21 protein-coding genes and 1 riboswitch are annotated in these 23,737 nt (G+C 62.7%); of the genes, 8 read left to right on the top strand and 13 right to left on the bottom strand.

The window, feature by feature from the left end:
* Nucleotides 1–216 precede the first annotated feature (216 nt).
* Genes mmsB through EC912_RS09970 form a run of 5 tightly spaced genes read right to left on the bottom strand, consistent with a single transcriptional unit; the run spans nt 217 to nt 5,792 of the window.
* Nucleotides 217–1,107 carry a 3-hydroxyisobutyrate dehydrogenase gene (mmsB, locus tag EC912_RS09950; protein WP_132143475.1) on the bottom strand — a complete coding sequence of 297 codons (891 nt, stop codon included), beginning with the start codon at nt 1,105–1,107 and terminating at the stop codon, nt 217–219.
* On the bottom strand, nt 1,104–2,291 hold the full coding sequence (locus EC912_RS09955; protein ID WP_132143477.1) for an enoyl-CoA hydratase/isomerase family protein: 1,188 nt from the start codon (nt 2,289–2,291) through the stop codon (nt 1,104–1,106). Before EC912_RS09955 ends, mmsB begins: the two co-directional genes overlap by 4 nt.
* Entirely contained in the window at nt 2,288–3,085 is a 798-nt protein-coding gene (locus EC912_RS09960; protein WP_132143479.1) for an enoyl-CoA hydratase, read from the bottom strand. Before EC912_RS09960 ends, EC912_RS09955 begins: the two co-directional genes overlap by 4 nt.
* Entirely contained in the window at nt 3,082–4,269 is a 1,188-nt protein-coding gene (locus EC912_RS09965) for an acyl-CoA dehydrogenase family protein (protein ID WP_132143481.1), read from the bottom strand. The genes EC912_RS09960 and EC912_RS09965 overlap by 4 nt, the downstream gene beginning before the upstream one ends.
* Complete coding sequence (locus EC912_RS09970; RefSeq protein WP_132143483.1) at nt 4,269–5,792, bottom strand: CoA-acylating methylmalonate-semialdehyde dehydrogenase; 1,524 nt, start codon at nt 5,790–5,792, stop codon at nt 4,269–4,271. The genes EC912_RS09965 and EC912_RS09970 overlap by 1 nt, the downstream gene beginning before the upstream one ends.
* 127 nt (nt 5,793–5,919) lie before the next feature.
* A riboswitch (cobalamin riboswitch) is annotated at nt 5,920–6,137 on the bottom strand.
* Nucleotides 6,138–6,231: 94 nt separating this feature from the next.
* On the opposite strand from EC912_RS09970, the gene EC912_RS09975 reads away from it, so the two are divergent.
* The 3 genes from EC912_RS09975 to EC912_RS09985 all read left to right on the top strand — a co-directional run bounded on the left by EC912_RS09975 (nt 6,232) and on the right by EC912_RS09985 (nt 9,349).
* Nucleotides 6,232–7,041, top strand: a complete 810-nt coding sequence (locus tag EC912_RS09975; RefSeq protein WP_279389024.1) for an SAM-dependent methyltransferase — start codon at nt 6,232–6,234, stop codon at nt 7,039–7,041.
* 145 nt (nt 7,042–7,186) lie between these two features.
* Nucleotides 7,187–7,522 (top strand): hypothetical protein, encoded by a 336-nt coding sequence (locus EC912_RS09980; protein ID WP_132143485.1) that lies wholly within the window; start codon nt 7,187–7,189, stop codon nt 7,520–7,522.
* 51 nt (nt 7,523–7,573) lie between these two features.
* Nucleotides 7,574–9,349 (top strand): tetratricopeptide repeat-containing diguanylate cyclase, encoded by a 1,776-nt coding sequence (locus tag EC912_RS09985; protein ID WP_165973561.1) that lies wholly within the window; start codon nt 7,574–7,576, stop codon nt 9,347–9,349.
* 8 nt (nt 9,350–9,357) lie between these two features.
* Here the strand turns inward: EC912_RS09985 and EC912_RS09990 are convergent, their stop codons facing one another.
* The gene (locus tag EC912_RS09990) at nt 9,358–10,251 is read right to left on the bottom strand and encodes a LysR family transcriptional regulator (RefSeq protein WP_132143489.1); all 894 of its coding nucleotides are present in this window, start codon (nt 10,249–10,251) and stop codon (nt 9,358–9,360) included.
* A 132-nt stretch (nt 10,252–10,383) separates the two neighbouring features.
* On the opposite strand from EC912_RS09990, the gene EC912_RS09995 reads away from it, so the two are divergent.
* The 3 genes from EC912_RS09995 to EC912_RS10005 all read left to right on the top strand — a co-directional run bounded on the left by EC912_RS09995 (nt 10,384) and on the right by EC912_RS10005 (nt 13,657).
* On the top strand, nt 10,384–10,791 hold the full coding sequence (locus EC912_RS09995; protein ID WP_132143491.1) for a (R)-mandelonitrile lyase: 408 nt from the start codon (nt 10,384–10,386) through the stop codon (nt 10,789–10,791).
* Between the two features lie 22 nt (nt 10,792–10,813).
* Entirely contained in the window at nt 10,814–11,797 is a 984-nt protein-coding gene (locus EC912_RS10000) for an aldo/keto reductase (protein WP_132143493.1), read from the top strand.
* A 78-nt stretch (nt 11,798–11,875) separates the two neighbouring features.
* The gene (locus tag EC912_RS10005) at nt 11,876–13,657 is read left to right on the top strand and encodes a monovalent cation:proton antiporter-2 (CPA2) family protein (RefSeq protein WP_132143495.1); all 1,782 of its coding nucleotides are present in this window, start codon (nt 11,876–11,878) and stop codon (nt 13,655–13,657) included.
* Between the two features lie 316 nt (nt 13,658–13,973).
* On the opposite strand, the gene EC912_RS10010 is transcribed toward EC912_RS10005, so the two are convergent.
* The 6 genes from EC912_RS10010 to miaA form a co-directional block, all read right to left on the bottom strand.
* The gene (locus tag EC912_RS10010; RefSeq protein ID WP_132143497.1) at nt 13,974–15,266 is read right to left on the bottom strand and encodes an adenylosuccinate synthase; all 1,293 of its coding nucleotides are present in this window, start codon (nt 15,264–15,266) and stop codon (nt 13,974–13,976) included.
* Between the two features lie 80 nt (nt 15,267–15,346).
* Nucleotides 15,347–16,216: a protease modulator HflC gene (gene hflC, locus EC912_RS10015; protein WP_132143500.1), complete on the bottom strand. Its 870-nt coding sequence runs from the start codon at nt 16,214–16,216 to the stop codon at nt 15,347–15,349.
* The gene (gene hflK / locus EC912_RS10020) at nt 16,213–17,337 is read right to left on the bottom strand and encodes an FtsH protease activity modulator HflK (RefSeq protein WP_132143502.1); all 1,125 of its coding nucleotides are present in this window, start codon (nt 17,335–17,337) and stop codon (nt 16,213–16,215) included. The genes hflC and hflK overlap by 4 nt, the downstream gene beginning before the upstream one ends.
* Nucleotides 17,338–17,461: 124 nt before the next feature.
* Nucleotides 17,462–18,766, bottom strand: coding sequence for a ribosome rescue GTPase HflX (gene hflX, locus EC912_RS10025; protein WP_132143504.1), 1,305 nt, complete (start codon nt 18,764–18,766; stop codon nt 17,462–17,464).
* Nucleotides 18,767–18,878: 112 nt separating this feature from the next.
* Nucleotides 18,879–19,139 (bottom strand): RNA chaperone Hfq, encoded by a 261-nt coding sequence (gene hfq / locus EC912_RS10030; RefSeq protein ID WP_132143506.1) that lies wholly within the window; start codon nt 19,137–19,139, stop codon nt 18,879–18,881.
* 91 nt (nt 19,140–19,230) lie between these two features.
* Entirely contained in the window at nt 19,231–20,211 is a 981-nt protein-coding gene (gene miaA, locus EC912_RS10035) for a tRNA (adenosine(37)-N6)-dimethylallyltransferase MiaA (RefSeq protein ID WP_132143508.1), read from the bottom strand.
* A 245-nt stretch (nt 20,212–20,456) separates the two neighbouring features.
* On the opposite strand from miaA, the gene EC912_RS10040 reads away from it, so the two are divergent.
* Together EC912_RS10040 and EC912_RS10045 are read left to right on the top strand one after the other, a co-directional pair.
* Nucleotides 20,457–21,077: a phosphatase PAP2 family protein gene (locus tag EC912_RS10040; protein WP_132143510.1), complete on the top strand. Its 621-nt coding sequence runs from the start codon at nt 20,457–20,459 to the stop codon at nt 21,075–21,077.
* Nucleotides 21,078–21,206: 129 nt separating this feature from the next.
* Nucleotides 21,207–21,398 carry a hypothetical protein gene (locus tag EC912_RS10045; protein WP_132143512.1) on the top strand — a complete coding sequence of 64 codons (192 nt, stop codon included), beginning with the start codon at nt 21,207–21,209 and terminating at the stop codon, nt 21,396–21,398.
* Between the two features lie 86 nt (nt 21,399–21,484).
* On the opposite strand, the gene EC912_RS10050 is transcribed toward EC912_RS10045, so the two are convergent.
* Nucleotides 21,485–23,647: a S46 family peptidase gene (locus tag EC912_RS10050; RefSeq protein WP_132143514.1), complete on the bottom strand. Its 2,163-nt coding sequence runs from the start codon at nt 23,645–23,647 to the stop codon at nt 21,485–21,487.
* Between the last annotated feature and the right edge of the window lie 90 nt (nt 23,648–23,737).

Genomic DNA, 23,737 nt, shown 5'->3' on the forward strand with positions numbered 1-23,737 from the left:
GGACAATCAGAAATGAGAACTTGTCGTAAATCCTCATTTAACAGTTCGTTGTGCGGCGCGATCAGGACGAACCAGCACCTCGCTCTACACCTTCCTCGATGGGCATGCGCACCGCAACACGACCGGCATTTCACAATTTGCCGAATAATGACAACGTTGTCCGTATAACGGACAGACGGGACAGATTCGATACATCGACCTGTCCCGTTCGGCGGCTTATACCGCCTTCGTCATCACTTTCAGAACGCTGGAAAAATCCAGTCCGCCGTTGCCCGCCTGACTGTTGATCGCATAGAGGTTGCGTGCGAGCTCGCCGAGCGGAATGGGCGCGCCGACCTGCATCGCGGCTTCGGCTGCCAGCCCCAGGTCTTTCAGCATGAGATCGTTACCGAAACCGCCCGAATAACCGCGGGACGACGGCGCGTTCTCGAGTACGCCCGGCCAGGGATTGCACACCTCGGTAGCCCAGCTGCGACCCGTGCTCACCGCCATCATCCGCGAGAGGACCGCGGGATCGAGCCCATGCGCGGAACCCAGCGCCAGCGCCTCGCCAGTCACCGCCATGATGACGCCAAGAGCCATGTTGTTGCATAACTTGGCTACCTGACCGGCTCCGCTATCGCCGACGTGGAAAATGTTCTTGCCCATGGCCGCGAGAACTGGCCGCGCCCGCTCCAGTACCGACGCATCGCCACCCACGATAAAGGTCAGCGTGCCGGCGGAAGCGCCGGCCGTACCGCCGGACACGGGCGCATCGATCATCGCCAGTCCACGCTGCGCGGCAGCAGCGGCCACTTTCTTCGCCGACGCGGGAGCGATCGTGCTGCAGTCGATTACGAGCACCCCATCGGGAATATGCGCCAGGAGACCGTCATCGCCGAGGTAGAGACCTTCGACATGACGGCTGGCCGGCAACATCGAGATCACGATCTGCGCGTCGGCCACCGCATCGATCGCACTCGTCGCGGCAACGGCACCCGCGGCGACCGCGGCAGCGACGGCGGACGCATTCAGATCGAACACGCGCAACGCATACCCGGCCTTCAACAGATTGGCCGCCATCGGCGCGCCCATATTGCCCAGACCAATAAACGCGACCCGATTCATACGCGACTCCTTCTATCCGTATCCGTACCCGTTCCGACGCGAGCAAGCGGATGCTCGCCTTCCCGCCATGGCGCGACAAAAAAACCATCGGCCCAGCCGACGGTGGCCTCGCCCAGCGTCATGGGCTGCCAGCGCGGCGTGCGGTCCTTGTCGATCAGCAATGCGCGAATGCCTTCGGCGAAATCGCCGCGCGCCGCGCAATGCAACGACACTACGTATTCCATACGGAAGACGTCGGCCAACGACATACCGCGCGCGCGCCGCCGCAACTCGAACGCCAGGCGCGCCGAACCGGGCGCGCCTGCGGCCAGCGTCTGTTTTGCCATATCGAGCCATGGATCGTCGATCCCGATCGCGGCGATAGCAGCGACGATCCGATCGAGATCGTCGCCACCGCACACCTCGTCGATCAATGCACTATGCCGTTGCAACGGTCCTTCGACGGCGGCCTCCGAATGCAGCCGCAACAGCGAGGTCAGGAGCGCCGCGTTCGCGTTCGCATCGTCGCCCCACGCAATCTCCGACAGCCCGTCATGGATGCTCCGGAAATGCACTTCCTGCACGTAGTGGTCGGCCAGTCCGGCGTAAATCGCGTCGCTGGCGTTCAATGGCGCTCCCGTCAGTGCGAGGAACAAACCAGCGTGACCCGGCACACGATCGAGCAACCAGCTGCCACCGACATCCGGATAGAGCCCGACGGTAATCTCAGGCATTGCCAGCCGGGAACGCTCGGTCACGACACGGTGGCTCGCACCCGCCATCAGGCCGATGCCGCCACCCATGACAATGCCGTGTCCCCAACAAAGAACCGGCTTCGGAAAGGTGTGGATACGATAGTCGAGGCGGTACTCGGTGGCAAAGAAATCGCGCGCATAGTCGTTCTCGCGAATATCGGCATGTCCGCTGGCGCGATACTCGACCATCGAATGGTACAGGCCGTGCAGATCGCCGCCGGCGCAGAATGCTTTTTCGCCCGCGCCCTGCAGGACGATCATGGCGACGCGATCGTCGGCCGCCCATGCTTCCAGTCGCGCGTCGAGCAGGCGCGCCATGTCCAGCGACAGACCATTAAGTGTTTTCGGAACATTGAGTGTCGCAACACCGATGCGCCGTCCGTTGGCGGTTACACGTTCCTCGAAAAGCACGGGCACTTCGACAACAGCGGAAGCGGCAACGTCGTTCATGCGTTCTCCCAGCGCGGGGCGCGCTTCTCGAGGAAAGCATGGACGCCTTCGGCCTGGTCGGCGCTGTCGAACAGATCGACGAATGCCTCGCGCTCGCTTACCAGGGCCGCGGCATGGGTTTGCGTGCGCGTCGCCTGGATGAGCCTCTTGCAGGCGGCGACACTGGTGGGACTCTGCTTCCCGGTCTGCTTCGCCCAGGCTATCGCCCGGCTCTTCGACTCGCCTTTAGCGACCACGTCTTCGACCAGGCCGATGCGCAGCGCCGTGGGCGCGTCGACGCGCTCGCCAAGCAGGATCATGCGCTTGGCCCAACCCTCGCCGACGAGCCGCGCCAGGTTCTGCGTGCCGCCCGCACAGGGAAGCAAGCCGACACTCGCTTCCGGCAGCGCCATCTGCGCCTGTTCTTCGGCGATACGCAGATCGCAGGCCAGCGCGCATTCCAGGCCGCCACCCATGGCATAGCCGTTGATGGCGGCGATACTGACGCCACGAAATGCGCTCAACGCTTCGAACGCTTCGCCAAACCGGCGTGCGGCATCGCGCGCCAGCGCCTTGTCGCCATCGGCGAACTGTTTCAGATCCGCACCGGCGGAGTAAAACTTTTCGCCTTCGCCGGTGATCACCAGTGCGTAGATATCGCGATCGCTATTCAGATCGACGACAAGATCGCGCAACGCGGCGAGGCTGTCCCGGGTCCAGGTGTTGGCCGGCGGATTGGCGATCGTGACAATCGCCACATGATCGTCGACCTCCAGCTGCAGATTCGTATAGGACGTGCCGCGGTGCGAACTCATCGCAATTCCTCTTCGGTGTTAAGCAGGTGGCGCGCAATGATCACGCGCATGATTTCGTTGGTCCCTTCGAGTATCTGGTGCACGCGACAATCGCGGAGCAATCGCTCGATCGGGTATTCGCGGATATAGCCGTATCCGCCATGGATCTGCAGCGCATCGTTGCAGATCGCAAAGCCGGCGTCCGTGGCGAACCGCTTGGCCATGGCGCACCACACGGACGCATCCGGCGTGCCGGCGTCGAGTTTGCGTGCCGCCGTATGCACCATCTGTCGCGCGGCGACCAGCTGGGTCGCCATGTCGGCGAGCTTGAACTGCAATGCCTGGAATTCGCCAATCTTCTTTCCGAACTGCCGCCGCTCGCCCATGTAACGCCGCGCCGCATCGATCGCGCCCTGTGCGGCACCGAGCGAGCATGCGGCGATATTCGTGCGTCCGCCATCGAGGCCTTTCATGGCGAGCCTGAAACCGCCGCCCTGCTCGCCCAGCAGATGATCGAGAGGAACACGCACGCCGTCGAAACTGACGCCGCGCGTGGGCTGGCTGTTCCAGCCCAGCTTTTCTTCCTTACGACCGTAACCGATACCCTGCGCATCGGCGGGCACCGCGAATGCGCTGATGCCACCGGCACCATTACCGCCCGTGCGCGCCATCACCACCATGACATCGGTGGCACCCGCACCGGAGATGAACGCTTTCGCGCCGTCGATAACGTAGTGATCGCCATCGCGCACAGCTCGCGTCTTCAGCGAGGCGGCGTCGGAGCCCGCGCCGGGCTCGGTCAGGCAATACGAAGCAAGCTTCCTGCCCGATGCGAGCGGCGGTCCCCATACGTCCCTCAGCGCGGGGAGCGCATGCGCCGTCAGCATCCACGTCGCCATGTTGTGGATGCTGATAAAAGCCGCTGTAGAGGGGTCGATAGCCGCCAGTTCTTCGAACACGATCGCGGCGTCCAGCCGGGTCAGGCCCGATCCGCCGGCGATCTCGTCGACATACAGCCCGCAGAAACCCAGCTCGCCCGCCTTGCCGATGGCTTCGCGCGGAAATTCGCAGTGCGCGTCCCAGCGCGCGGCGTGCGGCGCCAGTTCCGCCACGGCAAAGGCCCGGGCCGCCTCGCGGAAGGCAAGCTGATCCTCACCGAGATCCCATGGCGGCGGCGTCACGTGAATATCCATGGCCGCCACCATTACTTCAGACTGATCGTGGTGTTGACCCCGACGTGCAGCGTGTCGTCGTCGAACCAGCGCTGCGTCACCGTCTTGGTCTGGGTATAAAAAAGAACGACCTGCTTACCGTAGGGACCGAGGTCACCAAGCTTCGATGCGCGCGACCCTGTAAACGAAAACAACGGTACGGGCACCGGAATCGGCACATTGATACCCACCTGACCGACATCGATGTCCTCCTGGAAACGACGTGCGGCGGCGCCGCTTTGCGTGAAGAGAGCCGTGCCGTTTCCGTTGGGATTGGCGTTGATCAGCTCGATGGCTTCGTCCAGCGAATCCGCACCGAGGATGACGAGTACCGGGCCGAAGATTTCTTCGTCGTAGATCCGCATACCGGGTTTGACGCCCGAGAAGATCGTGGGTCCGACGAAGTTTCCGCTCTCGTAACCGGGCACGTTCGGCGAACGTCCGTCGAGCTCCAGGATCGCGCCCTGCTGTACGCCGGAAGCGATATAGCCTTCTACCCGTTCGCGCGCCGCACGGGAAATAAGTGGGCCGACATCGGTACCGGACTCGCTGCCCGCATTGACCCGGAGGGTTTTTGCCTTCGCTACGAGTTCGGGAATCCAGGAACGCGCCTCGCCCACCAGGACCGCGGTCGACGCTGCCATGCAACGCTGACCCGCCGCACCGAACGCCGCACCGGCAAGCGCGTTGAGCGTCTGCTCGCGGTTGGCATCCGGAAGCACCACCGCGTGATTCTTCGCACCCATCATGCACTGGACGCGCTTCCCGGCCTGCGATGCACGGTGATAGACATGCGTACCCACCTTCGTCGATCCGACGAACGACACGGCCTTGATATCGGGGTGGTCGCAGATGGCGTTGACGACCTCTTCGCCGCCGTGGACGACATTGAGCACACCCTTGGGAATGCCTGCTTCCAGCGCGAGTTCGACCAGGCGCATCGTCACCATCGGGTCCTGCTCCGATGGCTTCAGCACGAAGGTATTGCCGGTCGCGATCGCCATGGGAAACATCCACAGCGGAATCATCGCCGGGAAATTGAACGGCGTAATGCCTGCGCAGACGCCAAGCGGCTGCAATAACGTATAGGTATCGACACCACCGGCAACGTTGTTGGCCAGTTCGCCCAGTTGCAGGTTGCCGATACCCGCTGCGTGTTCCACGACTTCCAGCCCACGGAAAACATCGCCTTCGGCATCGGGCAGCGTCTTGCCCTGCTCGGCCGTGAGGATCGAGGCGAGTTCGCCCATGTGTTCGCGGATCAGCTGCTGATACTTGAGGAAGATGCGTGCACGCACGCCGATAGGTGTCTTGCGCCAGGTCCGGAATGCTTCTTTGGCCGATGCCACGGCGGCATCCACTTCGTTAGCCGTCGCGAAAGGAACGCGCGCCAGGACGTCCTGGGTCGCCGGATTGACGACATCGCGCCATTGCGTGGAGGTCGATTCGACGAACGCGCCGCCGATCAGTAATTTAACGCTTGCGACTTCGGTCGCAACGCCGCTCAATTTGTTCATTTGTCTTGTCTCCATATCGCTCACCCGCGAAGGGAGCTGCGGAGCCAGACAAGACACGTCGATGCGAGCGGATGCGGCACCGACGAAGCTCGCCTGGTTGCCCACCGCAACACCCGAGGAAGGACACGCAAGGTGTCCGCCACTGGCCGGTCTCCGGGCTTGCGAGCGATGCGATCAGCACCACCCCGACACCTTCCCGCTTTCGCAGTGGTTCTTCAGTCGGGTTTTCTCGCCTACCGTTGCGGGGGCAGCGCCGGCTTGGGATCGATCGATCCGCACCAGCTTCCCGTTTCACCCTGCACGCCGGAATGACGGCGGCAGGACACCTGTGGTCCGACGAGTGTAACGTCCGCGCCCGGACGAACAAGCTGCACTGCGCCATAGCCCGCAAACCATCGTATGCTCGCCCGCGACACCATGCCTTCCGGAGAGATCGCGCTTGAGCACTTCCCCGTCCAAAGGCAGCCTCGTCTGCGTGGGCACCGGCATGACCCTGGGTGCGCACATGGGACCGCTGGCGCGCAGTCACATCGAAGCGGCGGACGTCGTCTTCGTCGGGGTCTCCGATGGTGTCGTCGAATTATGGCTGTCGGGCATGCATACGGACGTCCGCAGCCTGCAGCCGTACTACGCGAAAGGTAAGCCGAGAATCGAAACCTACCGGCAGATGGTCGATGCCATGCTGACCGAAGTGCGGGCGGGAAAGCGCGTCTGCGGCGTCTTCTATGGGCATCCAGGGGTGTTCGCCTGGGCGCCGCACAAGTCCATCGAGCAGGCCCGCCGCGAGGGATACGCTGCCCATATGGAACCGGGCGTGTCGTCGGAGGACTGCCTTTACGCGGACCTCGGCATCGATCCGGGCACCTATGGATGCCAGCATTTCGAAGCCAGCCAGTTCATGATCAACCACCGCCGCGTGGACCCCAGCGCCTGGCTGGTGCTCTGGCAGGTAGGCGTCACCGGCGATATGTCCAAGGGAAAGTTCTCCACCAGCGAGCCCTATCTGCAGGTTCTCGTGGACGTACTGAGCGAGGATTACTCCCTGGATCACGAGGTCGTCATCTATCAGGCGCCCACGCTGCCCATCCAGTCGCCACGGATCGAGCGCCTTGCACTGCGCGATTTACCTCGATCCAATGTCGGCATGTCCGATACGCTGGTGTTGCCGCCAGCCCACGCCATGCGGCCAAATACGGATGTCCGGGCGCGGCTCGCGGCCATCGACCTGGAGCTGGCCGGTAAGTCCTGACCGATACGCCCTGGCGGACCCGCGTGAAATTACCAGTGTGATCGCATCCCGCGCGGGATATGATCGCGCTGTCGCCGTGCCCAAGGGGGGCACCGCACAGCCACTGGCCAGGTCTTGAAACCGCCAGCTATCGGGGGATGGTTCGATGTCGAGTGTCGTCGATTTTCTGGAGAAACTGGGGCAGGACGCGCGGCTGCGTGACGCATCGCCCGAAGAGTTGGAACGCGCGATGGCGGAAGCACAGATCGACGAACCATTGCGTGCCGCGATTCTGGCTGGCGATGCCGACGAACTTCGCAGCCAGCTGAGGCAGCACTCGTTCATGGCGACGCAGATGGACCACACCGGTACCCAGATGCCAAGCGAAGACAATACCGGCACGCAGATGCCCAGCGACAACGAAGAAGAAAAGAAGGACGGCGAGGACGAAACGACCGAGGCCTCGCTCAAGGGTTCCAAAGACTGCTCGATCGTAGCCTGAGTCATGTTCCGGGCTGGCCTCAAACGCCTGCCTTTTTTGCCGGGAGTAGTCATGCTCCTGGGATTGCTTGTGGGAAACGCGGGTGCGGTCGCATCCACTGCTGACAATCCTGCCAGCCAGCTCACCCATGCGGACAGTATCAAGACCTCGGACCATGTTGCGTTCGTCGAGATCATCGATCGCCTCGAACGCAACCCGGCGACGCTGTCGCCATCGCAGCAATGGCACCTGCGTTATCTCATCGCATGGCAGGATGCTTACGGCGGCGACTATGAAGGCGCCACGACGCAGCTGAATGCCATCGCCGAGCGATCGCCCGATGCCGTATTGCGCTTTCGCGCCCGCGCCACGCTGGTCAACATCCTCGGCATCGGCCATCGCTACGAGGAAGCTTTCTCGCGATTGAGCCAGCTGGTCGAACTGCTGCCGCAGATCACCGACAAGACCGCGCGATACCAGGGGCTGGGCGAAGCCGCGCAGGTACTGATCGCAGCAGGACAGTACGACCTTGCCATCACCTATGCGGAACAGATGCTCGACGATATCCCGCCCGGTGAAAACACTTGCAAGGCGATGTCCTTCAAGTTGCACGCATTGCTGCGTAGCGGTCGCCTGAGCTCGCTCGATTCGCGCTTCAAGAACGGCATCGACGCTTGCGTGGAAGCGCATGAGTCCGTTTTCGCCAATGCGCTGCGCGCGGATGTCGCACGCTTTTACATCGCCAACGATCGCACGAAAGAAGCCATCGATCTCCTTCAGTCCAACTATCCGGACGTCCTGCGCGACCAGTACCCGAGCCTGACCTCCAAGTACAACGCGCTGCTGGCGCAGGCTTACTTCAAGGAAGGCGACACGAATACCGCGCGCGGTTATGCACTCGACGCCGTCGACGGCGCCATCAAGGACGAGTTCACCGAACCGCTGAGCATCGCTTACGAAGTGCTCTATCTGATCGAAAAACAGCGCGGCGACCTGCATGCCGCGCTCGCGTACCACGAACAGTTTCTCACCGCCGACAAGGGCTATCTGAACGACATCAGCGCGCGTTCCATTGCCTATCAGATCGTCCAGCAACAGGTGCTGGCGAAAAAGTTGCAGGTCGAAGGCCTGAACAAACAGAACCAGATCCTGCAGCTGCAACAGGCACTCGATCGTAAAGCCGTGGAAACCAGCCGGCTCTACATCGCCCTGCTGCTGACCGCTCTCGCTTCCATTGCATTGATCCTTTACCGGCTCAAACGCTCGGAGCTGCGCTTCATGCGGCTGGCGCGTCGCGACGGACTCACCGGCATCTGCAATCGACAGCACTTCGTCGACGAGGGCGAACAGGTACTGCGCTATGCCGCGAAATCGTCCCGTGGCGTCAGCATGATCCTGCTCGATCTCGACCACTTCAAGAACGTCAACGACACCCACGGCCATGCCGCGGGCGACCAGGTACTGAAGCGAACGGTCATGGTGTGCAGGAAATACCTGCACTCGACCGACGTCTTCGGTCGGCTCGGTGGCGAAGAGTTCGGCATCATGCTTCCCGAGTGCACGCCCGAACAGGCGATGGAACGGGCCGACCGCATTCGTGTCGCGCTGGCGACAACGGTCGCCGAGAACAGCACGGACGTCCCGGTCACCGCCAGCTTCGGCGTCGCATCGACCGACCGCTGCGGCTACGAACTAAGCCGCCTGCTTGTCGAAGCCGACGATGCGCTATATCAAGCCAAGCGCGACGGCCGTAACCGCGTCGTTTACGGCAAGGTCAACGGAGAATCGGACTCTCCGTACCCGAACGCGACGAACGAGCAAGTCGCAGGATCGGTATCGTCGCGGTAAACCCCGACTTACCCCCGATAACGCAAAGCATCCACCAGCAGCGTAAACGCTGGCGAAGGCTGCCGCCGGCTCGGGTAATAAAGGTGATAGCCGGAAAAGGGAGGACACCAGTCGGCAAGCACGCGGACGAGTCTTCCGTCGTCCATATAGTCCCGCACCTGATCTTCGGGCAGGTAAGCCAGACCGAGTCCTGCCAGAACCGCGCTCAGCCTCAGCGCGATGTTGTTGAACACCAACTGCCCTTCGACGCGAACCTTCAGTTCACGGGCACCCTTTTCAAACTCCCAGGCGTAGATGCCACCGTGAGTCGGCAAGCGCAGATTGATGCAGCCGTGATGCGTTAGCTCCTGCGGTGTCGTTGGGCGTTTATGGTGGGCGAAATAAGACGGCGCACCAACAACGGCCATGCGCAGATCCGGTCCGATGCGCACGGCGATCATGTCCTTCGCCACCTGCTCGCCGAGTCGAACGCCGGCGTCGTAGCGTTCGGCGACGATATCCGTCAGGCCATAGTCGACGATCACTTCTACATGGATGTCCGGATAGTCGGGCAGCAGCTTTTCCATGGCAGGCCACAGAATCGCACTTGCCGCGTGCTCACCCGACGTAATGCGGATAGTCCCCGCCGGTTTTTCCCGCAGTTCGCTCAGCGCGGAAAGCTCGGCCTCGATTTCCTCGAACCGGGGAGCGATGGCATCGCGCAAACGCTCGCCCGCTTCGGTCGGCGTGACACTGCGCGTGGTCCTTGCCAGGAGCCGGACGCCCAGACGCTCTTCCAGAGCCCGGATCGTATGACTGAGCGTCGACTGCGAAACACCGAGTTTCGCGGCTGCCTTTGTAAAGCTGCGCTCGCGCGCAACGGCGAGGAAAGCCAGGAGATCGCTGAAATTCTCGCGCGCCATTTATGGCTCTCACGCATAGGTTCATGCGTTTTATACCACTTAATCGCAACTGGCCAGAGCGCTAAGGTATCCATCTCCCTGAGAGGCGCAGTCAACTTCCTCGCGCCTCCGTGCATCGAAGGAACCCAGAACATGCAGATCAAGCAATCCGGTTCGCAACCCTCCGCTCAAGGCCCGGCCGAATATTTCACCGGCACCGTGCGTATCGACGCGCCATTCGCGGGGACCGAACCCGCCCGTGTCGGGGGAGCGGTTGTCACCTTCGAACCCGGCGCCCGGACCGCGTGGCACCAGCACCCTCTGGGCCAGATGCTGATCGTCACGGCGGGAGCTGGCCTGGTTCAACGCGAAGGCGGCCCGATAGAAGATATCCGTCCCGGCGACATCGTCTGGATCGAGCCCGGCGAGAAACACTGGCACGGTGCATCGCCGACCACGGCGATGACTCACATCGCCATCGCCGAAGCGCTCGAAGGCAAGGTGGTCGACTGGCTGGAGCACGTCGCGGACGAGCAATATCCCGCACGGTCTTCCCTCTGAACACATACGAAGGGCGATAGCCATGAAAAAGCGCGAACTGGGAACCAGCGGCCTGAAAGTGTCGGCCATCGGGCTGGGATGCATGGGACTGAGCTACGGCTACGGACCGGCCACGGACAAACAAACCGCGATCGCGCTGATCCGTTCGGCCGTCGAACGTGGCGTCACCTTTTTCGATACCGCCGAAGCCTATGGCCCGTTCACGAACGAGGCGTTGCTTGGCGAAGCACTGGCGCCCTACCGGGACCACGTCGTGATCGCCACGAAGTTCGGCTTCAAGAATGGCGATGTGAACCTCGGTCTGGACAGCCGGCCGGAACACATCAGGGCAGTCGCGGAGTCCGCGCTCAAGCGCCTCGGGACCGACCGCATCGATCTTTTTTACCAGCACCGTGTGGACCCGCAAGTTCCGATCGAGGATGTCGCCGGTGCGGTGAAAGATCTGATCGCCGAAGGTAAGGTCAAACACTTCGGTCTTTCGGAAGCAGGCGCGCAGACCATCCGTCGCGCTCATGCCATCCAGCCTGTCGCCGCGCTTCAGAGCGAATACTCGCTGTGGTGGAGGGAACCTGAAACGGACATTCTGCCGACCCTGGAAGAGCTCGGCATCGGCTTCGTTCCTTTCAGCCCGTTGGGCAAAGGCTTCCTCACCGGCACGATCAGCGAGAACACAACATTCGACAGCACAGACTTCCGTAACATCGTGCCCCGCTTCGCCGCGGAAGCCCGAAAAGCGAACCAGGCCCTGGTCGATCTGCTTGGCGAGATCGCCGCGCAGAAGAAAGCCACACCGGCTCAGATCGCCCTTGCCTGGTTGCTGGCCCAAAAGCCCTGGATCGTTCCGATTCCGGGGACGACGAAACTGCATCGCCTGGAAGAAAACCTCGGCGCAGCCGACGTCGACCTGACGCCCGGCGATCTGCGTGACATCGAAAGCGCCGTTTCCAGCATTCCGGTGCAGGGCGCCCGATACCCGGCGCATCTGCAGCAGCGCGTCGATCGTTAGCCGGATCTTGCCCGATGGGCCGTCATGGGGTTTGCTACGCTCGACACGGGAAATCGACGGGCGGAGAGGACAAACGTCATGACGGCCGAACACCACGGCATCGCATTGCTTCCGGTCATCATGCTTCTTGCCGTCGGAGTCATAGCCGTCCCGTTATTCAAACGCCTGGGGCTGGGCTCGGTCCTCGGTTATCTCGCCGGTGGCATCGCCATCGGCCCCTTCGGCCTGCGCGTGTTCGCCGAACCGGCATCGATCCTTCAGGTCGCCGAGCTCGGCGTGGTCATGTTCCTTTTCATTATCGGACTGGAAATGCACCCCTCGCGATTATGGGGATTGCGCCGCCAGATTTTCGGACTCGGGCTGGTACAGGTAATCGTCTGCGCTATACCGCTGACTGCCGTGGGCGTCGTCTCGGGGTTTCCCGTAGCGCCGTCGTTCGTTGCGGGTGCCGGCTTCGTGCTGACCTCGACGGCGATCGTGATGCAGCTGCTGGAAGAGCGCGGCGAGGTCAGTTCGGTAAGCGGTCAGCGCATCGTCTGCGTGCTCCTGCTCGAAGACCTGATGATCGTGCCACTGCTTGCACTCGTCGCGTTCCTGGCACCGATCGCACCAGGCAGCACCGCTTCGCACCACGGCATCGACTGGAGCGCCATCGGCATCGGCGCGGGCTCCGTTGCCGGATTGATCGTCGCCGGTCGCTATCTGCTTAACCCGTTGTTTGGAATACTCGCCAACGCGCGCGCCCGCGAAGTCATGACGGCCGCCGCGTTGCTGGTCGTACTCGGCTCCGCTTACGCGATCCAGCTGGGCGGCCTGTCGATGGCCATGGGCGCATTCGTTGCCGGCGTGCTGTTGTCGGAATCCACGTACCGGCATCAGCTGGAAGTCGACGTCGAACCGTTCCGCGGCATCCTGCTGGGGCTGTTCTTCCTTGCCGTCGGCATGTCGCTCGACCTCCACGTGGTAGCCACAAGCTGGCGAATGATCCTGTGCTATGTCGCCGCCTATATGGCTGTGAAAGCGCTGGTCATTTACATCGTGGCGCGCGTGTTCCGCTCGTCCCATCGGGAAGCTGTCGATCGCGCGGTCCTCATGGCGCAAGGCGGCGAGTTTGCTTTTGTCCTGTATGCGGCCGCGGCGAGCACCGGCATCATCAACGGCGAACAGAACGCCGTACTGACAGCGATCATCGTTCTTTCGATGGCGCTCACGCCCATCGCGATCGTCGTGGTGAACTTTGTCCGCGGCCGACGCCAACCTTCCACGGAAGAATACGAGCGACCGTCTGGCCTCACGGGTACCGCGCTCGTCATCGGCTTTGGCCGCGTGGGCCAGATCGTCAGTCAGTTTTTGCTCGCGCGCGGCTACGAGATATCCATCATCGACACCGACGTGGAAATGATCGACGTCGCGCGTGGATTCGACTTCAAGGTTTACTACGGCGACGGCACGCGCCTCGATATCCTGCACGCCGCCGGCGCCGGTCATGCACGCGTGGTGCTGGTCTGTGTCGACAAACCCGACGACGGCACGAAAATTACGGAACTGCTCAAGGCGGAATTTCCGCTCCTTCCCGTACTCGCCCGTGCCACCGACCGTCGCCACAGCATCGCTCTGATCAAAGCCGGAGCGGACCTTCAGGTACGCGAGACCTTCGAATCGGCAGTGGTGCTGGGAGCGGCGGCTCTGGAAACGCTTGGGACCGAACCTGCCGAAATCGCCGAAATCAGCGCGCACATCCGGGAGCGGGACGAGCAGCGCCTGCAACTGGAACTGGTCGGTGGAATGAATGCGGCAAAGGCATTGTTCAGCGGAAAATCCGGGCAGCCGACCGGGCCCGGAGCGCGGGAAGAACCTTAAAGCGTGGCAAAACGCATATCCATGCTCTGAAAGCGACGTCGTGCGCGCCTGGACACACCCGGACACTATCCGCCCTGTGCTCCTGCCTGCGCAGGGGCGGCGGTGAGGGATAGGCGTCTTGTTCGAACACGGAGTCGCCTGAGCTACACATCCCATTGTCGTTCCTTCGCAGGCAGGAACCCAGTGCGGTGCACTGGGTTATCGCGATAACGTGAGTTCAGCACTTCCTGCAGCCTCGAGGATATCGCGCTCGAGAGCGCTCCTGCAGCCAAAAAAAGCCCCGCTATGCGGGGCTTTTTTTATTGAACCACTTCGATCAGGCGAACGGGTCGTCCAGAATGATCGTGTCGTCGCGGTCCGCGCCGGTCGCCACGAGTGCCAGGCGGCAGCCGGACAGCTCTTCGACCGCGCGCAGGTACGCACGAGCCGCAGGCGGCAGCTTGTTCCAGTCGCGGATACCGGCGGTGCTCTCTTCCCAACCCGGGAAGTCGAGGTAAACCGGCTTGCACTCGGCCCAGCCATCGGCGTCCAGCGGTGCGAGTTCGCGACGCTTGCCGCGATATTCGTACGCGATGCAGACGCGGATGGTTTCCAGACCGTCGAGCACGTCGAGCTTGGTGATGGCGAGGCCATCGATGCCGTTGATCTGCACGGCGCGCTTCAGCGCGACGAGATCGATCCAACCGCAGCGACGCGGCCGGCCGGTGCTTGCGCCGAATTCGTTGCCCTTCTTGCGCAGCGTCTCGCCCATCTCGTCGTTGAGCTCGGTCGGAAACGGACCGCCGCCGACGCGCGTGGCGTATGCCTTGCAGATGCCGAGCACGTAATCGATATCGCGTGCGCCGACGCCGGTGCCGGCCAGTGCGCCACCCACCGTCGTATTCGACGAGGTGACGTACGGATAGGTACCGTGATCGATGTCCAACAACGCGCCCTGCGCGCCTTCGAACAGGATGTTGCCGCCTTCCTTGCGAACGTCGTGCAGGATGGTGGCGACGTCGTCGACCATCGGGCGCAGGTATTCGCCCCAGGTAAGCGCTTCGTCCAGCACGGTCTGGTAGTCGACCGGCTCGGCCTTCAGCCACTGGGTGAGCACGAAGTTGTGGTACTCGACCACTTCCTTCAGCTTCTCGGGCAATTCGTGCGGGTACATCAGGTCGGCGACGCGAATGGAACGGCGAGCGACCTTATCTTCGTACGCCGGACCGATACCGCGGCCGGTGGTGCCGATGGCCTTGGCACCGGAGGCTACTTCGCGCGCCTTATCGACGGCGATGTGGTACGGCATGATCAACGGCGTGGCCGGGCTGATCTTCAGGCGCGGACGCACATCGACGCCCTGCCCTTCGAGCTCGGCGATTTCGCTCATGAGCGCGGCGGGCGACAGGACGACACCGTTGCCGATCAGGCACAGCGCGTCGTCGCGCAGGATGCCCGACGGAATGAGATGCAGAACCGTCTTCTTGCCCTTGATCACCAGCGTGTGACCGGCGTTGTGGCCACCCTGGAATCGTGCGACCGCGCCGACGCGCTCGGTCAGGAGGTCGACAATCTTGCCTTTGCCTTCGTCACCCCATTGCGCACCGAGGATTACGACTGACTTGCCCATGATGATGCTCTCGCCTTCTTTACGTTTGCCCTTATCAAGGGCGATATGGATGTTCTGTGTGGCGCCGCGCGATTATCGCGTCAGCGCTGCTTGCCGGGACCGTCGTTGAGATAACGGAGGAATTCGGAATCGGGTTTCATGACCAGCACGCCCTTGCCGTCGCTGAACGCCTTTCTATACGCCGAAAGACTTCTGTAAAACGCGAAGAACTCGGGATCCTGGCTGTACGCCTGGGCATAGATGGCCGCCGCCTGGGCGTCGCCGTCGCCGCGCACCTTGGTGGCGTCGCGGTTGGCGTCGGCAAGCAACACCTGCTTCTGGCGATCGGCGTTGGCGCGAATCGTCTCGCCCGCTTCCTGACCCGTGTAACGCAATTCGTTGGCCAGCTGCAGACGCTCGGCCTTCATGCGCTTGTAGACCGATTCGCTGACTTCGTCGGGCAGGTCGATACGCTTGATGCGCACGTCCACCACGGCGATGCCGAGGCTCTTGCGGGCCGCATTATCGGTCTGCTGACGAACGCGCTCGGTGATGTCCTTGCGGCCACCGGCGATCAGCTCTTCCAGCTGGCGCGAGTTGAATTCGAAGCGCAGCGCGTCCTTCACGATCGGCGTCAGACGCTGGGCGGCCTGCAATTCGTCGCCCGATGTGGCGCGGTAGTACGCCGCGTTGTCGGCGATGCGCCATTTCACGTAGAAGTCGACGTTGACGCTTTTCTTCTCGGACGTGAAGTAACGCTCGGGCTGTGCGTCGAGACCGAGGATGCGGTTGTCGAACTTCATTACCTGCTGGATGACCGGCAGCTTGAAGTGCAGGCCCGGCTTGTAGTCCGTGCGCACGATACGGCCGAACTGCAACAGCAGGGCATTCTCGCCTTCGTGCACGACGAAGGCGCTGTTGAAGCCGAAGAAAACCAGGAGAACGGCGACGATGGCGGAAGCGATCTTCACTGCGACTTCTCCTGTCCGCTGGTGTCCGTGGTGGTAGCGGACTGGATCACCGCGCCAACGCCCGGCACATTGCGAACATTGCCCGGCGTGACGTTCACCGGCAGATTGATGATGTTCTTACCGCCCGAACCATCGACGATCTTCGGGTTGTCGGCCATGACTTCCTCGACCGTTTCCAGCCAGAGGCGGCGACGGGTGACTTCGGGAGCGGCACGGTATTCCTTGAGCAGCAGACTGAAGCGTTCGGCGTCGCCGTTGGCGCGCGCAATACGTTCGACGCGGTCGGCTTCGGCTTCGGCGGCGATGCGCGCGGCTTCGCCGCGAGCGACCGGCACGACCTGGCTGGCGTATGCGCGGGCTTCGTTTTCCTTGCTCTGCTTGTCCTCGCGAGCGGCGTTGACGTCGTCGAAGGCGTCCTTCACTTCCTTCGGCGGAGCCACGTTCTGGAAACTGACATCGGTAACGGCAAGGCCGGCGTCGTATTCGTCGAGCGTGGCCTGCAGGATGTCGCGCGTCTGCTGCTGCAGCGTTTCGCGCACTTCCGGAGCGACGCCCGGCACGGCGGCCTGGGTCGGTGCCGGCGTGTCGACGCCCGGGCTGGTCAGGATGTTGTCCATGACGTTCGCGCCGACGACCGAACGCACCGCCGCTTCGGCGGCCTGGCGAATCGTGCCTTCGGGATCGCGGTTGGAGAACAGGAACTTGCGCGCATCCGAGACCTGGAACTGCACGTTGAAGTCGACGGTAATGATGTTCTCGTCGCGGGTCAGCATGCGGACGTTGTCCGAAAGCGAGCGCACCTGGGTCGTCTCGACCTTGGTGACGGTCTCGACCGGGCTCGGAATCTTCAGGTGGAAGCCCGGAGGCAGCATGCGCGAGAACTGGCCGAAGCGCAGGACCACGCCGACCTGACGGGCGTCGATGACCGTATAGCTGCCAAGCAGCAACCAGGCCAGCACGATCGCAAGCACGATGGTGGCTATCCCGCCGCTACCCGTACCGAAACGGCCGAAACGGGCCTTCAGGTTCTTGAGCACATTGTCCAGATCGGGCTTGCGGCCCGTGGGCCGGTTGCGGTTCCAGGGATCCTTCTGCCCGTTACCGGGTTCGTTCCATGCCATTGGCGACAGTCTCCTTTGGGGACCGGAGTAACGTGGCGGCGCGAAAGCCTAGACGCGCCCGAAAAGGGCACGCAAACGCCCGTAATTCTAGCAGACGGATCACCGCCCGTGGGTTTGAAGCCCCTCAGTCGACCAGGGGCGGATCAATAAGGTCCCGCAAAGGCCGGGCATGGGCATCGTCGCCGAGCAATGGCGCGAGTACGGAGCGCGGCGCATCGATCGTCAGATGCCAGCCGTGCTCGTCGATGTCCTCGACGGAGACGGCGCCGGCGGCCTTGAGGCGGGCATGCAGCCTGCCCGCCTCCAGCGGCAGTTCCAGGCCAGCCTGAATACGTTCGCCACCCAGCAGCTCGCCAAGCGCGTCGCGCAGCAGGTTCAGGCCCTCGCCCGTCGCCGCGGACAGCCAGACCTGGCGGATTTCACCGCCGTCGCCACGATCGATGCGCGCCGCGGTGTCCACCAGGTCGATCTTGTTCATGACCGACAGCTGGGGCACATCGCCCGCGCCGATTTCCTCGAGTACTTTGTTGACGACCTTGCGCAAAAGCTCGCGCTCCTCGTCGGCCGCGTCGCTCACGTGGATCAACAGGTCCGCATCCCGGGCCTCCGCCAGCGTGGCGCGGAACGCCGCGACCAGATCGTGGGGCAGCTCGCGAATGAAACCGACCGTGTCGGCCACGACCGCCGGACCGCAGGCGAGGCCGTCGATCTTGCGAACCGTGGGGTCCAGCGTCGCGAACAGCTGATCCGCCACGTAAACGCCGCCGGTGGTCAGCACATTGAACAGCGTGGACTTGCCAGCGTTCGTATAACCGACCAGCGCCACGCGAGGCACCGTGTTGCGCATGCGCGCACGACGCTGCTGGGTGCGCTGGGTCTGCACCTTTTCAAGGCGCTTCGTCAGCATTTTCACGCGCTCGCCAAGCAAGCGGCGGTCGGTTTCCAGCTGGGTTTCGCCGGGACCACGGTTGCCGATAGCACCGCCGCGCTGGCTGTCCAGATGGGTCCAGCCCCGCACGAGCCGGGTGGCCAGGTGCTTCAGCTGGGCGAGTTCGACCTCCAGCTTGCCTTCATGCGAGCGGGCGCGCTGGGCGAAGATGTCGAGGATCAGGCCCGCACGATCGACCACGCGCACACTCAGGTGCTTTTCCAGGTTTCGCTCCTGAACGGGGCTGAGTACGTGATCGACCAGGACCAGGTCGGCCTCGGTCGCGCGCACGGCCTCGGCCACCTCGTCGGCTTTGCCGGTACCTATATAGAAGCGGGGATTGGGCGCCTCGACGCGGGCCGGGATGCTGCCTAGGATCTCGGCACCGGCAGAACGCACCAGTTCGGCGAATTCCTGACCACGGCGTACCGCATCACCCTCGCCGCGCGAATGCGGCAACACGATAACGGCGCGATCGCCTTTCTTTTGTCTGTCGAACACTGGGTCTGGTCAACCTCATTCGTAACGGGATGGCCTCGCGCCGGACGATACGCCGACGCGAGGCTATATAAAGTCAGTAACCCGTTCGATATGGGTCGGAAGACGGGTCGACTCAACCCTCGGCGTCTACAGTCGCGCCGTCCGGATGGTTTTCGTGACCGCCCACGCGAACGTTGCGGCTGGGTACGACCGTGGAAATGGCGTGCTTGTACACCATCTGGCTGACCTGGTTGCGCAGCAGCACCACGAACTGATCGAACGACTCGATCGTGCCCTGGAGCTTGATGCCGTTCACCAGATAGATGGCGACCGGTACGCGCTCGCGACGAAGCGCGTTAAGAAACGGATCCTGCAGCGACTGCCCTTTGGACATTCTTCTTCTCCCCTAGCACCACGCGAACAGACCGGGTTAAAGAACACCGCAAGGGGTGCCCCGGTCCAAGTGTCTTGAATCTTAACTGCTTTTAAACGCCGGACGAAAGCGGCCGGCGTGACGCCCTCGGCATTCCCAGAAACTGCTCCACGGCACGTGCGGCCCGCTCGGTCGGATCGGCCCGGTCGGGGTCCAGAGTAAGCGCGTCGAACTCCCTTCGCAGCCAGGTAATCTGCCGTTTCGCCAACTGGCGCGTGGCATATACCCCCCGATCGCGGAACTCGCCAGCGCTGTACTCCCCCTCCAGGAACTCCCACGCCTGACGGTAGCCAACCGCCCGGATGGCGGGAAGATCCGCGTGAAGGTCGCCACGGGCCCGCAAGGCACGCACTTCGTCGAGGAACCCGTCGGCCAGCATGGCATCGAAACGCGCTGCGATGCGCGCATGCAGGGCGACGCGCTCCTCGGGCAGCAAGGCGATTTTCAGCACCCGCCACGGAAACCGCTCGCCGCTGCCACCCTGCTGCAATTCGCTGAGAGGGCGCCCGGTGAGCTCGATGACCTCGAGCGCGCGCTGGATGCGCTGGGCGTCGCCTGGCCGGATTCGCTGACCGGCCACCGGGTCGAGTCCGACCAGCCTCGCATGCAATGCAGTCCAGCCGATGACGGACGCTTCGGCGCTCAGGCGCTCGCGAACGGCCGGATCGGCTTCGGGCAGCGCGGACAGACCCCGCTGCAACGCCCGGAAATAGAGTCCCGTACCGCCAACCAGCAGCGGGGTCTTGCCGGCGGCGGCGATCCGCTCCATCGCCGGCAAAGCGTCGGCGCGGAAGTCCGCCGCCGAATACGGCTCGGAGGGATCGCGAATGTCGATCAGTTCGTGCGGATACCGGGCAAGCGTCGCCGCGTCGGGCTTGGCCGACCCGATATCCAGACCGCGATACACCAATGCCGAGTCGACACTGATCAGGCCTATGGGAAAAAGGTCCGATAACGCGCACGCCAGCGCCGTCTTGCCGGAGGCCGTCGGGCCCATCAGAAAGATTGCGAGGGGGCGGTTGTCTGGAGCCATTCGTCAGTGCTCGGGAGTCAGGCGAAGGCGAAGGGCGGGGGCCGTCGTGATCGGCAGCAGCCAAGAGTAGACGGGTCGGTCGATCGTTTCAAACACGGTATGACGGCAAGATCCTGCAGGCGCAAGGCAACCGGGGGTTCCAGGATGGCCTGTGGGAAATGGAACGATGGACCACTAAGCCTGTAAACAGGTCCGCGACCTACGCTGGATCGGCAAGGGGACTTCTCCATCGCGAGGGGCACGTCATGGCGATGTTACGTCGATGGCTTATTATCCTGACGATTCTCGTTTCGGGCCCGGCGCTCGCGTCCGGGGGCCCGCTCGGGATCGATCACAGGCTCCACTACGACAACAGCGGCATCTGGAACCGGTCCAACCAGAACGTGCTCATGTACGGCACCATCGTCACCGTGGTCGGGAGCGCGATCGCCTTTGGCGACGACGACAGATTCGGCGACACGATGTGGCGATCCGTCGACGCCATGGCCATCACCGCCATAGGCTCCGAAGCGATGAAATATACCTTCCGGCGCGAACGCCCCTCGCAGACCGCCGACCCGAACCGTTTCTTCAAGAGCGGCGGCCAAAGCTTCCCAAGCGGGGAAGTTGCCGCCATCTCGGCGGCGGTTACACCCGTCATCGCCGAATACGGCTCCGACCATCCCTGGGTATATGCGCTGGCGGTGCTTCCCGCTTACGACGCCGTCGCGCGCATGAAAGTCCGCGGACACTGGCAAAGCGACGTCCTCGTCGGCGCGCTTCTCGGCACCGGCGTCGGCATCTGGGCATCGCATCGCGACTCCCCGCTCATCGTCGGCTGGCTACCCGGCGGATTCCGGGTTGGCTACATACATCACTTCAAATAGAAACCGGTGCCGAGCCTACGCGCCACGTGAGCTGCACATGGACAACGACAAGACCCAAACCGAAAGCACAGCCGTGTCAGGTCGCTAGCCTTTATCCCAAGGTGTAACGTGCAGCCCACAAGGATTTATATGGCGACGAAACCCATGAACACGGAAGATCACGAAATGATCCACGCGCAGCTCACGAAGCTCGTCGCCGAGACGGGCAAGATCCACGCGGAAACGATGAAAATCAACTCCGAAGCCCGTTGGTATCCTTTCGTAGCCACTGCTGGCCTCTTCGCCGCGGCCTACGGGATGATGAAACTGCTCGGCAATTGACCTGAGCAAATCCAGCGTCGCCCAACAAAAAACCCGCTGCCAATCGCAGCGGGTTTTTTGTTGCCCGGCATCGGGTCACATACGAGCTACTTCGCCGGAACGCCCATTTCCTTCAGGAGATTGTCGGCGTGGTCGAGGTGATGCATGACCCACAACATATAGCGAACATCGACCTGGATCGAACGGTTGAGCTTCGGATTGAACAGCCAGTCGCCGCTCACCGATTCCCAGTTACCGTCGAATGCCAGACCCACCAGACGGCCTTCGGCGTCGAGCGACGGCGAACCGGAGTTACCGCCGGTGATGTCGAGATCGGCGAGGAAGTCGACGGGCAAGGTACCGAGTTTCTTCGACGCATAACCGTCGAACGCCTTCGCGCGGATGGCATCGGTTTCGGCCTTCGGTGCATTGAACGGCTCGACGCCCGTATCCTTTTCCACGATGCCTTCGGCCGTGGTGAACGGCGCGTAGCCGACGCCATCGCGCGGCGCCACGCCCTGCACGTTGCCGAAGGTGACGCGCAGCGAGCTGTTGGCGTCCGGGTAAACGGGAAGGTTCTGCGAATCCTTCCACGCGATCATCGCCTGCATGTAGCGCGGACGAAGCTTCGCCAGTTCGCCTTCGCGGGCGTCCTGCTCGTCTTCGATCTTCTTCAGCTCGGGCAGCACCGCCGTGGCGAGCTTCAGCATGCTGTCGTCGCTGGCCGCGATAGTCTTCGCATCGGCCTTAAAGTACTTCATGCGGTCTTCGGTGTTGCCGAGCTTGCTACCGGCGTACAGCGCCGAGACCTTCGTCGCGATGGCTGCGTCGGTATTCGCACCGGCAAGCCATGCATCGATGGCGGGCAGACGCTGCTCTTTCGGAAGCTTCGCGTAACGAACCAGCGCGTAGGTCATCAGTTGCTGATCGGTCTTCGCATCGTAGCGACGCTCCATCTGCTTCAGCGCGCCCTCGATGCGTACTTCGTCACGCTGCTGATAGCCCGTCTCGCGCTCCATGTCCGGCTTGGTGCGCTCGTTGGCCAGACGGGCAAGGCGAACGCCGCTGGAGAACATCGACGAACGCGAGAGCAACATCAGATCCAGATCGCGCTCACGCGTGGACTGATAGCTGGCAAGCTTCGTCTTCAGCGTGGCGATATCGGCGATCAGCGCCTTGTTATCCGCACCGCCCTGCTTCTTCAGCCACGCATCCAGGTCGGCTTCCTGCTTCTGCTTGACGGCCACGGCGTTGGCACGACGCAGACCTTCGAGCTGGCCGCCGAAGTTCTTCAGATAATTATTGAGGCCGGCAACCATGCCTGCGTACTTCACCGTCACGTCCGGATTCGTTTTTCCGTTCGCTGCGATGATGTCGAGCGTGTCCTGGTAGATCTTGATCTGCGTCGGGTACTGCCAGTCGATCGCGGCCTTCGCTTCGTCGGCCAGACGATAGCGATTGGTGCGGCCCGGATAGCCGACGACCATCACGTAATCGCCCTCTTCCACGCCCTGCGGATTGACCTTGAGCACGTGCTTCGGGTGATACGGCACGTTGTCCTTCGAATAGGTGGCCGACTTGCCGTCCTTCGACACGTAAGCGCGCAGGTAGCTGAAGTCGCCCGTATGCCGCGGCCACATCCAGTTGTCGACGTCCCCACCGAACTTGCCGATGGACTCGGGCGGCGCGTAGACGAGGCGCACGTCCTTGATTTCCAGCTGCTTGATCAGCTGATAGCTAAAGCCACCGTGGAAGGTGTAGACGTCACAGCGATAGCCGTCCGTCTCGCATCCCTTCACGAGTTCCTTCTTCGCCAGATCGATAGCCTTGTAGCGCGCCAGCGCGCCCATGTCCGGCGTGAGTTTCGCCGTGACTTCCTTCGTCACGTCGCGAATTTCCTCGGTGACGAACACGCGCATATCCGGCGAGCCGGGGAGTTCTTCCGCCACGGTCTTCGCGAGGAAGCCCCGTTCGATGAGGTTTTTCTGCGGCGTGGAGTTGTACTGCAGTGCGCCGTAACCGCAATGATGATTCGTCACCACCAGGCCATCGGGCGATACAAACGATGCCGTGCAGCCGCCAAGACTGACGATCGCGCCCATCGGATAGGCGGTCAGATCGGTCAGCGTGGCGGGGTCGAGCTTCAGACCGTGCTGCTTGAGCGTGCTGGCGATCTTCGGAAGCTGGGCGGGCTGCCACATGCCTTCGACGGCATGGGCGGACGTGACGAGGCCGGCGGCAAGGGCCGCGGCGAGTGCGAGACGACGCAAGGCGTTCTCCTTTTGGTGAGTCGCGAAGTTATCCAATAAAACGTTACTTTATAACACCGCCGAAAGTCATGGATGTTATTGCTTTCCTGT

The organism is Luteibacter rhizovicinus, from assembly GCF_004342265.1.
Classification (GTDB): Bacteria; Pseudomonadota; Gammaproteobacteria; order Xanthomonadales; family Rhodanobacteraceae; genus Luteibacter; species Luteibacter rhizovicinus_B.

Bases quoted from the DNA above. Each gene is read 5' to 3' on its own strand.
- EC912_RS09955 (WP_132143477.1), bottom strand. From the start codon at position 2,291: ATGAACGACGTTGCCGCTTCCGCTGTTGTCGAAGTGCCCGTGCTTTTC.
- EC912_RS09990 (WP_132143489.1), bottom strand. From the start codon at position 10,251: ATGGCGCGCGAGAATTTCAGCGATCTCCTGGCTTTCCTCGCCGTTGCG.
- hfq (WP_132143506.1), bottom strand. From the start codon at position 19,139: ATGTCCAAAGGGCAGTCGCTGCAGGATCCGTTTCTTAACGCGCTTCGT.
- EC912_RS10010 (WP_132143497.1), bottom strand. From the start codon at position 15,266: ATGGGCAAGTCAGTCGTAATCCTCGGTGCGCAATGGGGTGACGAAGGC.
- EC912_RS10000 (WP_132143493.1), top strand. From the start codon at position 10,814: ATGAAAAAGCGCGAACTGGGAACCAGCGGCCTGAAAGTGTCGGCCATC.
- EC912_RS09960 (WP_132143479.1), bottom strand. From the start codon at position 3,085: ATGAGTTCGCACCGCGGCACGTCCTATACGAATCTGCAGCTGGAGGTC.
- EC912_RS09995 (WP_132143491.1), top strand. From the start codon at position 10,384: ATGCAGATCAAGCAATCCGGTTCGCAACCCTCCGCTCAAGGCCCGGCC.
- EC912_RS09985 (WP_165973561.1), top strand. From the start codon at position 7,574: ATGCTCCTGGGATTGCTTGTGGGAAACGCGGGTGCGGTCGCATCCACT.
- hflK (WP_132143502.1), bottom strand. From the start codon at position 17,337: ATGGCATGGAACGAACCCGGTAACGGGCAGAAGGATCCCTGGAACCGC.
- EC912_RS10005 (WP_132143495.1), top strand. From the start codon at position 11,876: ATGACGGCCGAACACCACGGCATCGCATTGCTTCCGGTCATCATGCTT.
- EC912_RS09965 (WP_132143481.1), bottom strand. From the start codon at position 4,269: ATGGTGGCGGCCATGGATATTCACGTGACGCCGCCGCCATGGGATCTC.
- EC912_RS09980 (WP_132143485.1), top strand. From the start codon at position 7,187: ATGTCGAGTGTCGTCGATTTTCTGGAGAAACTGGGGCAGGACGCGCGG.
- EC912_RS09970 (WP_132143483.1), bottom strand. From the start codon at position 5,792: ATGAACAAATTGAGCGGCGTTGCGACCGAAGTCGCAAGCGTTAAATTA.
- EC912_RS10045 (WP_132143512.1), top strand. From the start codon at position 21,207: ATGGCGACGAAACCCATGAACACGGAAGATCACGAAATGATCCACGCG.
- EC912_RS10040 (WP_132143510.1), top strand. From the start codon at position 20,457: ATGGCGATGTTACGTCGATGGCTTATTATCCTGACGATTCTCGTTTCG.
- mmsB (WP_132143475.1), bottom strand. From the start codon at position 1,107: ATGAATCGGGTCGCGTTTATTGGTCTGGGCAATATGGGCGCGCCGATG.
- miaA (WP_132143508.1), bottom strand. From the start codon at position 20,211: ATGGCTCCAGACAACCGCCCCCTCGCAATCTTTCTGATGGGCCCGACG.